12 protein-coding genes and 2 riboswitches are annotated in these 14,813 nt (G+C 36.0%); of the genes, 11 read left to right on the top strand and 1 reads right to left on the bottom strand.

The annotated features are described in order from the left end of the window. The first annotated feature begins 73 nt into the window (after positions 1-73). The 8 genes from NSA47_RS12345 (at position 74) to NSA47_RS12310 (ending at position 8,054) form a co-directional block, all read left to right on the top strand. Positions 74-1,582 (top strand): spore germination protein, encoded by a 1,509-nt coding sequence (locus NSA47_RS12345; RefSeq protein ID WP_257532447.1) that lies wholly within the window; start codon positions 74-76, stop codon positions 1,580-1,582. A 29-nt stretch (positions 1,583-1,611) separates the two neighbouring features. After that, positions 1,612-2,697, top strand: a complete 1,086-nt coding sequence (locus NSA47_RS12340) for a GerAB/ArcD/ProY family transporter (protein ID WP_257532445.1) — start codon at positions 1,612-1,614, stop codon at positions 2,695-2,697. Further along, positions 2,694-3,398, top strand: coding sequence for a Ger(x)C family spore germination protein (locus tag NSA47_RS12335; RefSeq protein ID WP_257532443.1), 705 nt, complete (start codon positions 2,694-2,696; stop codon positions 3,396-3,398). Before NSA47_RS12340 ends, NSA47_RS12335 begins: the two co-directional genes overlap by 4 nt. Positions 3,399-3,400: 2 nt before the next feature. Next, positions 3,401-3,805 carry a Ger(x)C family spore germination C-terminal domain-containing protein gene (locus NSA47_RS12330; protein ID WP_257532441.1) on the top strand — a complete coding sequence of 135 codons (405 nt, stop codon included), beginning with the start codon at positions 3,401-3,403 and terminating at the stop codon, positions 3,803-3,805. Between the two features lie 142 nt (positions 3,806-3,947). Then, a complete protein-coding gene (locus NSA47_RS12325; RefSeq protein WP_257532439.1) occupies positions 3,948-5,546 on the top strand; it encodes a spore germination protein in 1,599 nt (532 codons plus the stop codon). Positions 5,547-5,571: 25 nt separating this feature from the next. Next, on the top strand, positions 5,572-6,750 hold the full coding sequence (locus tag NSA47_RS12320; RefSeq protein ID WP_257532437.1) for a Ger(x)C family spore germination protein: 1,179 nt from the start codon (positions 5,572-5,574) through the stop codon (positions 6,748-6,750). 11 nt (positions 6,751-6,761) lie between these two features. Beyond that, on the top strand, positions 6,762-6,965 hold the full coding sequence (locus NSA47_RS12315; protein WP_257532435.1) for a hypothetical protein: 204 nt from the start codon (positions 6,762-6,764) through the stop codon (positions 6,963-6,965). A gap of 9 nt (positions 6,966-6,974) precedes the next feature. Beyond that, on the top strand, positions 6,975-8,054 hold the full coding sequence (locus tag NSA47_RS12310) for a GerAB/ArcD/ProY family transporter (protein WP_257532433.1): 1,080 nt from the start codon (positions 6,975-6,977) through the stop codon (positions 8,052-8,054). 33 nt (positions 8,055-8,087) lie between these two features. Here NSA47_RS12310 and mgtE read toward each other — a convergent pair whose 3' ends face one another. Further along, entirely contained in the window at positions 8,088-9,422 is a 1,335-nt protein-coding gene (gene mgtE / locus NSA47_RS12305) for a magnesium transporter (protein WP_257532431.1), read from the bottom strand. Positions 9,423-9,600: 178 nt separating this feature from the next. After that, positions 9,601-9,763: riboswitch (M-box (ykoK) riboswitch) on the bottom strand. Positions 9,764-10,019: 256 nt separating this feature from the next. Here mgtE and trkA point away from each other — a divergent pair. The 3 genes from trkA (at position 10,020) to NSA47_RS12290 (ending at position 14,784) form a co-directional block, all read left to right on the top strand. Then, positions 10,020-11,438, top strand: coding sequence for a Trk system potassium transporter TrkA (trkA, locus tag NSA47_RS12300; protein WP_257532429.1), 1,419 nt, complete (start codon positions 10,020-10,022; stop codon positions 11,436-11,438). Beyond that, complete coding sequence (locus NSA47_RS12295; RefSeq protein WP_257532427.1) at positions 11,389-12,837, top strand: TrkH family potassium uptake protein; 1,449 nt, start codon at positions 11,389-11,391, stop codon at positions 12,835-12,837. The genes trkA and NSA47_RS12295 overlap by 50 nt, the downstream gene beginning before the upstream one ends. Before the next feature lie 279 nt (positions 12,838-13,116). Beyond that, positions 13,117-13,203, top strand: a riboswitch (cyclic di-GMP riboswitch). 186 nt (positions 13,204-13,389) lie between these two features. Then, positions 13,390-14,784 (top strand): putative bifunctional diguanylate cyclase/phosphodiesterase, encoded by a 1,395-nt coding sequence (locus tag NSA47_RS12290; RefSeq protein ID WP_257532425.1) that lies wholly within the window; start codon positions 13,390-13,392, stop codon positions 14,782-14,784. Positions 14,785-14,813 lie beyond the last annotated feature (29 nt).

Raw genomic sequence — 14,813 nt, 5'->3', positions numbered from 1 at the left:
GTCTGGATGTCTAAATTTCACTTTACTTGGAAATAATGAACATACTAATCAAATTTTACAAGGATGAATGCCCATGGAGTTCTGGAAAAAATTAAAAAATAAATTTATAGAAAGCAATATGTCTGATAAAAGGGAAAAGGACATTATTTTTCCAGAAAGCAAGGGAAAAATCACAATCAATATCTTAAAGGAAAAATTAGCTGATATTGAGGACTTAATTATAAAAGACATTATCGTAGGAGGGGAAAAGGTTAGTCTACTCTTCATGAAATCGCTAATAGAGAGATTAGTATTGCAAGATATGATACTAACTCCCTTGGAAAATATAAAGGGCGAGATTCAAGAAGATACCTTTAAAATGGCTGTAAAGGTAGAAGATAACCAATTGCCAGAATTGCTCTATGATATTGCTAGTGGTTCAACCATCCTCATTGCCCATAGAAAGAACCTTATTTTAAAGTTAGATACCACCAGTCCCCCCAACAGGAGTATATCCTCCCCTTTAAATGAGACCACGGTAATGGGCCCCAGTGATTCCTTTACAGAAGATTTAGATATGAATATAGGGCTCATTAAAAAGCGTATTGCTAATCCTGAGTTAAAGGTGAAGGGATTAATACTGGGGACAGAGATGAGAAATAAGATATCTGTTCTGTATATGAACAATATTGCCAACCAAGAAAATATAGATAGAGTGCTGTATAGACTAAATAATATTGAATTTCAGGGATTTTGGGGAACATCTACTTTAAAACAAATGATAGAGGATAGTCCCTTTTCTCCCTTTCCCCAACTGGGGATTACCGTAAGACCAGATACTACTGTATCAGCCCTATTGGATGGAAGAATTATTGTGTTGATGGATAGCAGTACTGAAGCCATTATTGCTCCTATGTCATTTTATGAAATGTTTATCACTCCCGAGGATTATTACAATCGTTGGATCTCAGCATCCTTTTTACGATTACCTCGTTTTGGGGGATTTTTCATCACCATTATGTTAACACCTTTCTATATTTCTATATTAACTTATCATCCAGAGATGCTTCCTCCTCCTGTATTAGCCCTTTTATTTGAATCTAGAATGAGGGTTCCCTTTCCTCCACTGGTTGAAGTTATCATTATAGAAATTGTCATTGAGGTATTAAGGGAGGCAGGGGCAAGAATGCCTTCCAAAATTGGGCAAACTATTGGTATTGTCGGGGGTATTGTCATTGGGACGGCTGCCGTAGATGCAGGACTTGCTAGCAATATTTTAATTGTCCTTGTAGCTCTGTCGGCTTTACTTTCTTTTTTGTCTCCTGCTTTTTTAATGAGTAGTTCCGCCCGTATGGTACGCTATATTTTTATTATTGCCGCTGGCACCTTTGGTTTATATGGTCAAATGTTGACCTTTGCCTGGCTTTTGGCTCATCTTGCTAATCTGACTTCCTTAGGGACACCCTATTTGGCTCCCTTTATCCCTAGGTTATGGTCTGATTTATTAGATACCATTTTTAGAGCCCCGATGAAATTTATTTATAAAAGAAAGGGGATGTCCAGGGCAAAAAAACAATTAATCCGTCCTCTAGATGAAGAATAAAGGTACAGGAAACAAGGAGAAGAGATTTTATGGACAAAGGGAAATATAAAAAACTAAATCGTTACCATGTTATATTTCTTGTTAGTGGGGTAATGGTAGGGTTTTCATCATTAACTCTAGTAAATGATCTATGTCCCATGGGCTATCATCAATGGGTAATGGTGTTAATCTATGGTCTTATAGCTACCCTTACTTTATTTCCTATGGTTAGTCTAGGTTTGAAGTATCCCGGAGATAATCTTTTTACCATCAATGAAAAGTTATTGGGTAAGGGGCTAGGAAAGATCATTAATATTTTCATTATACTTTATGGTGTGCTAATGATTAGCGGTATCAGTCATGATTATCTTACTCTCTTACAGCTCACTATTTTAACCAATAGGGATTTTACCCTCCCCTTGTTATTACTTTTGTTGATCACGGTTTATATTGTCAGTGGAGGGATCAAGCTGGTGGCGCGATTCTCCATTATATCTTTTTTTATTACCTTTTGGATAGTCATCATGGCTATGTGGCCTATTACCAAAGGCACTATAACCCATCTTTTCCCCCTGTTTAATTTTACCCTTGAGGATATCGTTATCTCCTTTAATGGGGGATATAAATCTATGATGGGCTATGAGCTGATTATGTTTTATTTTCCTTATATCATTAATCAAAAAAAAGCCTTTAAAGATGCCGTCCTAGGTATATGGGTTATTATACCCATATACCTAATTAATGTTATAGCTTGTACCATATACTTTTCTCTGTGGCAAATAGAAAGTCTTCGTTATCCCACCTTAAGTGCAATAAAGGCAGTAGAATTTTGCTTTATTTATAGAATAGAAAATATATTGACCGCCCACTGGGTATTTCTCATTTTATCTACCACCGCAGCCTATTTATGGATGACCAAAAAGGGAATCGATGGGGTATTGGGAAAGATAAGGGCCTGGCATCTTTGGATTAGTGTTTTGTTAATTATTACCTTCATTTTTATCCCTATATCTAGGCCTGTGGAACAATTTCTTTTTCAGGACCTTACTTTATCTATGGGATATGGGATTATCCTATGGCCTGTATTTTTACTTTTAGTACATAAAGGGAAATCCCTAGGAGGAAAAACACCATGAAAAAATATATTGTCATCATCATATTGGTATTAGCCATGCTCCCTTTGGGTGGATGCTTACACCAGGCAAATAAAGAGGAACTAGAAAACTTTGGTTTAATAGAAGTTATGGCCTATGATATATCAAAGCAGGAAAGAGCGAAAGTAACGGTGGCCTATCCAGAATCCTTACCCACCAATGAAATTAAAACAAAAATCTATTCCACAGAGATAGATTTAACCCACGAAGCATTAAAGAAAATTTCTAGGAAATCCGATAAATCCATGCATTTTGGACAATTAAGGGTAATTCTTTTTAGTGAAGACTTCGCACGACAAGGGGGATTTGAAAAAATTATCAAAGATATCTATCAAGACCCTGTCATTTCTAACAATGTTTCGATAGCTATTGTAAAAGGGCAAGCAGGGGATTATTTAACAGATGAATCTCCCGAAAGACCCCTTATCACTACTTTTTTATCCGATTTATTGATGGCCCAAAGAACAAAGATTTTCAATGTAAACTCTACTCTCCACGATATTGTCTATCATCTTACCAATGAGATTTCAGATCCTCTACTGCCTTATGTAGAAAAAAGGAATAAGGAAATTGAAATAACAGGGGCAGCAGTTTTTAAAAAAGATCGGATGATAGATATCGTCGCCCCCTGGGAGGCCAACCTAATTAATGCCCTAGCCGATCAAAAAAAATTGCAGGAATAAAGATGCAGACCAAGGTGGGAGGAGGGGAGAGTAAAAATTATATTATACTGGAGTTTGTTCGATCGAGGGTAAAGATAAAGAGCAATAAAGATCTTCAGTCTCCCAAGCTAAAGGTCGAATTAAACCTCATCAGCCAGGTATATGGATATGTAGAGAATGCTCATTTGGATAATGCAGATACAGTACAGGAGCTAGAAAAAGAAGCTGAAAAAACTATAGGAAAGCAAATAAAGGATTTATTAGAAAAGCTCAAGGAGATGCAAGTGGATCCAGCTCAATTGGGGGAAGCCTTTAGAATATGTTATCCCCATCAATGGTCCAAGGAACTATGGAATGATACCTTATCGGAGACAGAATTTGATGTAGAAGTAAAAGTTGAAATTACAAAGGCAGATTATTTGGGATAAAAATATCTATCCTGTGAATTTCATAAAGATTAGAGTATTGGGACATAATAAAAAAATGTTAGAAAAAAGCCCGAGGCGGCTTAGAGTAAGCGAGGAAGCTTGCTATTTATGAATAAATAAACAGAGTAATGGTGAGAATCTGATGAGAAAATTATTTAGAGTAAAAAAATATAATGAGCTAAAGAAGCAAAATCAAGAAATAGATAAGACTCAAGAAAAAGTCCTAGAGGAAATACCCTATTCTATAGAAGGAATAAAGGAAAAATTAAGGAAAATCTTTTTAAATTCTAGTGATTTTGTCTTAAGGGAACTGATCACCGAGCAAAATCAACAAAAGATCATGATTGCTTATATCGATGGGTTAAGCGATAAAAATATGCTTACCCAAAATATCTTACAACCCATAATGAATAATAGACAGCAGATCATACAGGCTTTTTCTAAGGGCAATCAGGAGATTTTTCGATATGTCAAATATGATCTTTTATATTCCTGTGAAATGGAAGATACCAAAGACTTTCAATCTTCTGTGGAATATATTCTTTCGGGCGATACTTTATTATATATAGAAGGGCAACAAATTGCCCTAAAACTATGTACCAAGGGTTGGGAACAAAGAGGAATAGAACAACCAGAAACTGAAATGGTGATCCGAGGTCCCCGGGAAGGGTTTACTGAAACTTTGAGAATCAATACCTCTATGATTCGTAGAATCATTAAAAATCCCAACCTAAAATTTGAACAAATGATGTTGGGGGAGCAAACCCGTACCGATGTATGCATTTGTTATATTCAGGGTATTGCCAGTGACGTGATCATACAAACAGTAAGGAATAGGCTACAGCAAATTAAAATTGATGCCATTTTAGAATCGGGATACATCGAAGAGTTTATAGAGGATGCACCTTATTCGGTATTTTCTACGGTGGGAAATAGCGAAAAACCTGATGTAGTGGCAGGAAAGCTTTTAGAAGGAAGGATAGCCATATTATGTGATGGGACACCTTTTGTTCTTACGGTTCCTTACTTATTCATAGAAAGTTTACAGTCACCAAGTGATTATTATAGCAGGTCCTATATTTCTTCCTTTACTAGGCTGTTAAGATTTTTATCCCTATTAATTACCATATTTGCGCCTACCTTATATGTAGCCCTATTAGGCTTTCATCTAGGATCCATACCCTTTAGTCTATTATTATCTATAGCGGCAGATAGAGAAGGAGTACCCTTTCCCGCCTTTGTAGAGGCATTGATCATGATTATTTTCTTTGAGTTACTACGGGAGGCAGGAGTAAGAATGCCCAAGGTGGTAGGTCAGGCCGTGAGTATAGTGGGAGCCTTAATATTAGGAGAAGCAGCAGTGGATGCTGGCCTTGCCAGCAATCTTTTGGTTATTGTGGTATCCCTTATGGCCATTACCTCTTTTATTGTTACCCCTCAGCCCGATGGCATTATGTTTATTCGATTGAGTCTATTAGTTGCGGCCAATATTTTAGGCTTTATGGGGATCATACTGTCTACTTTTGTTTTTGTGGCCCATATGTGTGATTTAAAATCCTTTGGAGTACCCTATTTATCCCCCTTCGCTCCCTTAGATACCATGGGATTGACCGATACCTATATCAGGGCCCCCTGGTGGGCCATGTTGAAAAGACCTAAGGTGATATTATGGGGAAATAGAGAGGAATTAGAAAACCGAGTACAAAGCACCAATACAACTTTGCAGAATAAATCAAAATAAGAGCTATAAGGGAAGAGGATAGATGGTGAAAAAAATAGGATCTAAAATTATGATTGGTCTGTATATTATTTTCATAGGGATGATATTCTCAGGCTGCTGGGACAATAAAGATATTGTAAATCGGTCCTTTGCTTCATGTGTTGCCTTAGATAGGGCAGAGAATGGAGAAATAGAAGTCACCTTACAACTACTTAAACCCAATGTCATTAAAGCAAAACAACAGGGAGGTAGTGACGAAAGTGCTATTTGGGTGTTGACGACTACGGGAGATACGGTTTTTGAAGCCCTGCGTAATCAGTTGAGAACCTTGAATAGAAAACCTTTCTATAGTCATTTAAGGCTCATTATCATAGGGGAAGAGCTAGCTAGGGAAGGGTTAAGGGATGTATTGGATTTATTCATTAGACATAATGAAGTAAGAATTACCCCTAAAATCCTTGTGGCTAAAAACATGAGGGCCAAAGATATCATGGATGCCCAAAGTGAAATAGAAAATATTCCTGCTTTACACCTAGAAGGTATACTCGAAAATAATATTGCAGAAGCAAAAACAAGGGATATCCGACTGATTGATGTATTACAGGAACTTACTGCCCCCCATGGCAGCACAGTGATTGGCAATATCGTCCCTAAGAAAAAGGGAAACATAACAAAGATTAAGGATTTGGAAATAGAAGGGGCAGCTGTGATTCATGGAGACAAAGTTATGGAGTTTTTAGATGCTAATCAAACTAGAGGATACCTTTTTCTCAAAAATGAAGTAAAAGGGGGAGGGATTATTGTGAATAACCCTGGAGATGAAAATAAGAAAATTTCTATAAACATCAAAAATGCCCAGGGTAAAATCAAAGTGAATAAAGATAATAATATCTTAGAATTATCTGCCCATATTAAAATGAAAGGGGATTTATGGGAAGAACAAGGAAGTGTAAATTTGGCAACACAAAAGATGTTGGAGAGGATTGAAGAAGAGGTAGAAAAGGAAATCATAAAGAATATTCAGGATACGCTAAAGGTGGCACAGGAACAATGTAAATGTGATTTTATTGGTTTTGGAAATGCGATAGCAGCAAAGTATCCCCAATACTGGGAAAGTATTAAAGAAAATTGGAATGAAGAATTTATAGACATACCGGTGCATATAGAGGCAGATGTTGAAATCATCAATACCGGCATTATTACAAAACCCATTGATGTGAAATAGAAGGTGAAAAAATGGTTGTGCTTTTAATCGGTGCCTTTATAATTATAGGCATATTTGACTATAATATGATCTTAAAGCAGGAGAGAAAAAAGACCTTTATCATCTATTTTTCCCTCCTTATTCTTGGATTTGTCCTTAATTTATTATTATTGCTAAATAAGGCTCCTCTAAGTCCAGTTATTATTATTGAAAAAATCGTAAACTTTTTTGTATGAGGTGGGAAAATGTCTCAAAAAGTAAGAATATCAACCTTACAATTTGTCTTGCTAATTATAGGACTTTTATTTAGTGACTACGCTATTATGAATCCCGCTAGAGCAGCTATGCAGGATGCATGGTTAGCTTTTATTATAGGATTGCTATTAGGTTTGTGCATAATTACTCTTTATATCCTTATCGCAAAACTCCATCCAGGAAAAACCTTAGTGGAAATATTAAGGGAGAGTTTTGGAAATTGGATTGGAACATTCCTTTCCCTACTCTATATGTGGTATTTTATTCATATTGCATCCTTAGTCTTGAGGAGCTTTACTGAGTATATGGGCAATATTACTTATGTGAAAACCCCCCAGCCTATTCTTGCCATAGCCCTTATACTATCTGTTGCTTATATCACTCGCAAGGGCTTTGAAGTGATGGGAAGAATGGCAGAAATATTTATACCAGTGCTGATCATATCTGTATTTTTATTGACTTTAGTTATACTTAAAGAAGTAGATGTAAGATTTTTTTTTCCTCTATTAAAAAATGGGATAAAACCAGTGTTCAAGGTGGGATGGGGGATAGCCACCTTCCCCTTTGGAGAATTAGTTATCCTACTGATGATTTTCCCATATCTTAATGAAAAAAACCATTTAGCCAAAGCCACTTATATATCCGTTCTAATTAGTGGATTAATATTATTCATTATAACGGTTAGGGATTTGCTGGTCATAGGACCTAGCCTATTAAACCTTGTGGCCTTTCCCCCTAATTTTTCCTCTTCTTTGATACCCGCTCTTATATTAGAACCCTTAGCAGCTGCCAATATGATTATCGGAGGAAGTTTCTTTTTGGATGTCTATATTCATTCCATAAGTTTGGGCATTGCACAAATATTTCATCTGGAGAATCATAAGGCCTTTATCCTACCCATTTGCGCAGTGGTTGTAGGGGTATCTGCATGGTTATATGAAAGCTTGTCTGAAATGTTTAGAGTGGCAAGAGAAGTTTATCCCTATTATTCATTCCCCTTCCAAGTGATTATTCCTCTAATAGTATGGATTATTTCCTTCATCAAAAATAGAAGGCAGAAATCACAATAATTTCATTGTCATTTCTACCTTCTAGGTAGCCAATTATATCCCTAAAAATTTCGTAGCCAATAGGAAATATACCATAAGAGAAGAAGCATCTACAATGGTAGTAATCAATGGACTTGCCATAATAGCAGGGTCAAGTTTTAGCTTTTTTGCTCCTAGGGGCAAAATCCCCCCTACAATCTTAGCTAACACTACAGTCAGGAATAATGCTCCAGAGACCACTAAGGAGATATTCAATCCTACTTTTTGCAAATAAAATATTCGCAGAAAGTTAATACCAGCTAGCATCAATCCTACCAAGATACTTACTTGTAATTCCTTTGAAAATACTTTCCAATAATCATTGCTATCAATTTCCCCTAGAGCCATCCCACGGATGACCAAAGTAGAGGATTGGGAGCCAGCATTTCCTCCTGTATCCATAAGCATAGGAATAAAGGATGTCAAAATAACCACAGACTGCAACACATCTTCATAGTGCTGAATAATTCTTCCTGTAAAGGTAGCGGAGATCATCAAGATTAACAGCCAAGTAATTCTATGTCTAGACAGGGTGAAAACACTGGTTTTCAAATATTCATCTTCAGAGGGCTGCATACCGGCCATAATTTGAAAGTCTTCTGTACTTTCTTGCTCAATAACATCGATAATATCATCGATGGTAATAATCCCGACCAAACGATTTTCTTTGTCCACTACGGGTAGAGCAATGAAATCATATTTTTTAAAAACATGGGCTACTTCTTCTTGATCATCATGGGTATGGACGTGAATGACATCGGTATACATGATCTCTTCAATGGTGGTATCTAATTCACTGGTTACTAATTTACGTAAGGGCACAATTCCTTCTAACTTTCTTTTAGGATTGGTAACGTAGCAAGTATATACCGTTTCTTTATTCATCCCTGTTTTTTTAATATTATTTAAGGCTGCTCTTACTGTTAAGTTCTTCTTAAATTCTACATATTCAATAGTCATAAGACTACCAGCAGAGTTTTCAGGATACTTTAAAAACTGATTAATTAATTCTCTTTTTTCTTCAGTAGTATTTTTAAGAATTCTCTTTACTAGATTTGCAGGCACTTCCTCTAGAAAATCGATCATATCATCAAAACGTAATTCCTCTAATATATGTTCTATTTCCTTATTTGCAAAGGACTGCACAATAACCATTTGGTCTTCCCTAGAAAGATGGGAAAAAACATCCGCAGCTAAATCCTTAGGTAATATTCTAAAAAGAATGAGTACATCATTATTATCTAGGTCTTCAAAAGACTCAGCGATATTTACGGCATTTAAGTCTTTAATTTCTTCCTGCACTTCTTGCCATTTCTTTTCATGAATGAGTTGTAAAATTTTTGTTTGCATATTCGGACCTCCTTATAAGGGCCATTTATGACAAGCGATAATTATGACCCTTGAAAAATATAGATAATGTTCATGGTTTTCCCGGGGGACAGGACCAGCCTCCATAATTATCACATCCTTTCGCCAATAAAAGATAAAACAAATAAAAAAATCTCTACTCAACAGCAGAGAAATAAAGATATTTCTAATTACGTTGAGCTTTAGCACTGAAAAGCTTTGACCTTAGGTCAGCTGCATTAAAAACAACCTTATCGATTGTTCCTGTTAACCCATTGGAATCTCTCGATTTTTCTGGGTAGCAGCATATATCTTTACAGGAGCCTCACCTAACTAATAGTATTTGTTTTCTAATACCATTATATTCTTATCCTCCCAGAAGTGTCAAGGATAGACAGAAATAAAGGATTTGACCTGGTAAAATATTGGGGAGAACATCCATAGACAAACGGATTATATCATGTATAATCAAGGTATAGGGTGACGAGGATAATAAAATAGGTTAATATTCTAAAAATAATTATGGCCAAAGACAAATATTATGTTAAAATATATCTTATGTTTAACATTGATCAATGATAGAGAAAGAAGGGACTACCTATGAGAGCAATTATAGTGGGAGCAGGTAAATTAGGATATAGACTTGCTGAAACTATGCTTACTAATGATATCGAAGTAACCATAATGGATACTGATCCAAGGGTTATAGAACGTATCGATAATCAGTTGGATGTTTTAACCATCAATGCCAGTGGAGTACAAATAGAAGTTTTGAAGGAATTAAACGTCCATCAATATGATTTAATTGCTGCAGTGACCAATAGCGACGAAACCAACATTATCGTTTGTTCCCTAGCTAAAAAAATGGGATGTAAAAACACCATTGCAAGAATTAGAAACCCTGAGTATGCTCATGAAATCAGCTTTATTAAGCAGGAAATGGGCATTGACCATATTGTCAATCCAGAATACTCTATAGCCAATGAGATCACTTGGTATCTGCTAAAAAGGTATACCTTTTATTCCAATACCTTTGCTAAAGGAAAAGTAAATATGATTGATTTTTATGTAAATCATGTGCCCAGTTTTATAGGAAAAAAACTATCCGATTTAGAAGATATGGAGGGTTTATTGATAACTGCCATATCTCGGGATGGGGAGATGATCATCCCCCATGGAGGCACCACCATAGAAGAATATGACTTGTTGTACATCATAGGTACAAGAAGTAAAATAAATCAATTTATAGAAAAATGCAATATCAATATAAATAAAAAAGTGGATAAAAAGCATGTAAAAAAAGCCATGATTTTAGGAGGAGGAAAGATAGGCTTTTATTTAGCCCGTCAACTAACTAAATCTGGGATCATTGTAAAAATTATAGAACAAAATAAAGAAAGATGCCGATATCTATCTGAAAAACTTGATAAGGCCCTAGTGATCTATGGAGATGGCACAGATATGAACCTTTTAGAAGAAGAGGACTTAAAAACTATGGATGCTTTTATCGCTGTTACAGGATATGATGAGGAAAACATTCTGATGTCTATTATGGCGAAGCAATTGGGTGTAGAACAAGTAATTACTAAGGTAAGCAGGCCTAATTATTCCCGTATTATAGAAACCTTAGGGGTAGATGTAGCCCTAAATCCTATTAATATCTCTATAAGTAATATTTTAAAATATATCCGAGGGGGAAGGGTGATATCGGTATCCCTATTACTGGGAGAGCAGGCTGAAGTGACAGAAATTATTGCCTCAGAGAAGCTTTCCATTATTGGAAAACCCATAGAAGAATTGGATCTTCCCAAGGGTGTAATTATCGGAGCCATTGAACACAGTGGGAAGGTGACCATCCCCAATGGGAAAACGGTTATACATCCTCAAGATAGGCTGGTTATTTTCTATTTGACTGCTGAAACCCATGCCATAGAACCCTTTTTTAAGGAAAAAAAGGGGGGACTTATAGATGAACTATCCAATCGTAATAAGGGTATTAGGAAGTTTATTAATTTTTGAGTCCTTAGGGATGATTCCCTCCTTACTAGTGAGTCTGTATTATGGACAAAATGATAGCAAGGCCTTTATCCTATCTATTTTAATTACAGGGATTCTAGGCTTGATCATGTATAAAACTCCTACGAGGATTAAACGTATAAAATCCAGGGAGGCATTAAGTATAGTATCTGTGGGATGGGTTCTGGTTTCTTTTTTCGGTGCCCTTCCCCTTGTACTTTCAGGCAGTGTCCCTTCTTGGTTTGATGCTTTTTTTGAAATGGTTTCAGGTTTTACTACTACAGGAGCCACTGTGATCGGTGATGTAGAAGCCCTTCCCCAAGGGATATTATTTTGGAGGTCCTTTAGCCATTGGATAGGGGGGATGGGCATACTTGTTTTTACCGTTGCCATACTGCCTGCCTTTGGGGTAGGAAGCTTTCAGATATTTAAGGCAGAAAGCCCGGGACCTACTGCCGATAGAATTGTACCTCGTATAAAAGATACAGCCAAAATACTTTATACCGTTTATTTTATAGTTACCATCATACAGATTGTGTTTTTAAAAATAGGGGGTATGAGTTTTTATGATTCCTTAGTGTATACCTTCGGTACGGTGGGGACGGGTGGATTTGCTACCAAGAATGCTAGTGTAGGGGCCTATCATAGTTCCTATGTGAATTATATTATTTCCATATTTATGATTTTATCCGGTATAAGTTTTTCCCTTTATTACCAGATGTACAAAGGACGATTAAGGGAGGGCATTAAAAATGAAGAGCTAAAACTATACTTGGTGATTGTTTCAGCCAGTGTACTTCTTATTACCCTGAACATTGCTAAAAGCAATTACGGGAGCTTAGGAAAGGCCTTTGAACATGCTCTATTTCAGGTAGGCTCCATTATTACTACCACCGGTTATAGTACAGCTGACTTTGATCAATGGCCCACCTTTAGTAAAGCCATATTATTTTTATTGATGTTTGTAGGTGGGTGTGCCGGTTCCACCGCAGGGGGAATAAAGAACATAAGGATTCTAGTATTGTTAAAACTCATCAGAAGAGAAATGGCAAAAATCTTTCATCCCCGGGCAATTATTCATGTGAAAGTCAACGATCGAGTATTATCTGGAGATGTTCTTGCTAGCATTACAAGCTTTTTTGCTCTATATATCATTATTTTTGTATTAGCAACTATAGTTGTATCCTTAGAAGGAGTTGGCCTAGTCAGTGCCTCAAGTTCGGTGGCTGCTACACTTAATAATGTGGGACCAGGTTTTGATTTTGTAGGCCCTACCCGTAACTTTGGGGAATATGGCAATGCCAGTAAAATGCTTTTTTCCTTCCTCATGCTTTTTGGAAGGTTAGAACTCTTTACCATGCTTATGCTCTTTAATCCTAAGTTTTGGACAGATGAAATTTAAAAGAAAATCATTAATTTGATTACTAAGGGATGCTTAGGCATCCCTTTCATTATGTTATGGAGAAGTTCCTCTTGCTACTGAGAGATCTAACTTTCCTATCGCATCAGTATGGTCATAGCTGTTTTCTTGTAGGATTGGTGAGTTTATGTCAAAACCAATGCTGTTCCTGCGGGAATAAGCAAAAAATGTAGAATAAAGAAGGACTTTAAATAATAATGTAGAAATAAGTAGAAATAAGCAGAATTATTAATAGGTTATGGGACAAAACAAAATATCAAAATAAGTAAATGGCACACTTATCGAAAGGTAAGGTCGCAAAGCTATGGGTCTAAAGGATGACTATCCTATGATTGCCAGGTTGCCTTTTTTAATGTTAATCGGGCACTGGTGTATAACCAGTGCCTTATTTATGAAATAGAAAAGTTGGCCTTGTTGGTAAGAGTTCAAGTTTTTTATTTCATAAGAAGGAATTGTAGGGGGATATCCCCTGCCATAGCCAGGAGGGTGCTCTAGAATAGCGCCTTTTTTCCATCGCCAAAAGGGGGGGATTAAATGAAGAAAGAATTATATAGTAAAAACAATGGAGAAGAGGAAAGGAATAAAAATATTCAGCCATTCAATGGAGAACCATCATCAGTACATAATTATATTAAAAAATTAGCTAATTACGATGCCCTAACGGATTTACCAAATCGTACTTTTTTTATGAAGTATCTTTCTCGTACCATGCAACAGATCAAAAGGGATGAAGTGTTTGGAGTAATTTTATTTGACCTTGATGGATTTCGATATATTAATGATGCTCTAGGGCATAGTCATGGGGATCAATTAATAAGGGAAGTTGCCTACCGATTAAAATCCCACTTAGAAGGGATTGATATGATTGCTCGAATGGGTGGAGACGAATTCATTTTGCTGATTCAGGAAAAGAAAAGTGGAAATGTAATAGAGTGCTTAGCTGAAAAAATACTTAGAATCTTTGATGATCCCTTTGTATTTGAAGAAGGCATTGGGATATATACAACCGCTAGTATAGGGATTAGTCGATATCCTTTAGATGGTAAGGAGGCAGAGACATTAATCAAAAAGGCAGATTTAGCAATGTATCAAGCAAAGAAATTGGGGAAAAACAATTATTGTTTTTTTGAAAGCACTGGGGAAAACTTCATAAAAAATAAATTAGACCTTATTAATGATTTAGCAAAGGCTATCCATAATGAAGAGTTTGAACTATATTACCAACCTAAAATTGATGTAAAAACCATGAGTTTAGTAGGGATGGAGGCATTAATTCGATGGAATCATCCCAAACTAGGCACAATTCATCCAAATCAATTTATACCTTTAGCTGAAAAAACAGGACAAATCGTAAAAATAGATCAATGGGTACTGAAAAATGCCTGTATGCAAAATAAACAATGGCAAAAGGAGAACTATACTCCTATGGCGATATCTATTAATATATCAGCTATAAATTTAAATCATGCTCAATTGGTGGAAAAAGTAGAGGGGGTTTTAGAGGAAACAGGATTAGCACCAGGCTACTTAGAGCTTGAAATTACTGAAAGTACAATTATACATAATATTGACTATGCCAGTCGGATGATAAGGGAATTGCAAAAATTAGGCGTAAAAATATCCATGGATGATTTTGGTACGGGTTATGCATCTATTTCCAATATTAAAAAAATCCATTTAGATACAGTAAAAATAGATAAAGATTTTATTATGGACTTGCATAAGGACACTGCTAATAAAGCAATTGTTGCGACAATGATATCTATGGCAAACACTTTGGGGGTTAATGTAATAGCAGAAGGAGTAGAGGAAAAAAGTCAACTAGAATTTTTGAAAAAAGTAAATTGTGATCAGGTGCAAGGTTATCTATTTAGTAAACCCTTATCTGGCAAATTATTTAAGGAAAGGTGGTTAGTTAAACAATCTTAATATTTATGGGACAGGGCAATCTCAGAAAA

The organism is Irregularibacter muris, assembly GCF_024622505.1.
GTDB lineage: Bacteria > Bacillota > Clostridia > Eubacteriales > Garciellaceae > Irregularibacter > Irregularibacter muris.
Note: the sequence above shows the minus strand (reverse complement) of the source record. Positions and strands in the feature narration are given on the sequence as shown.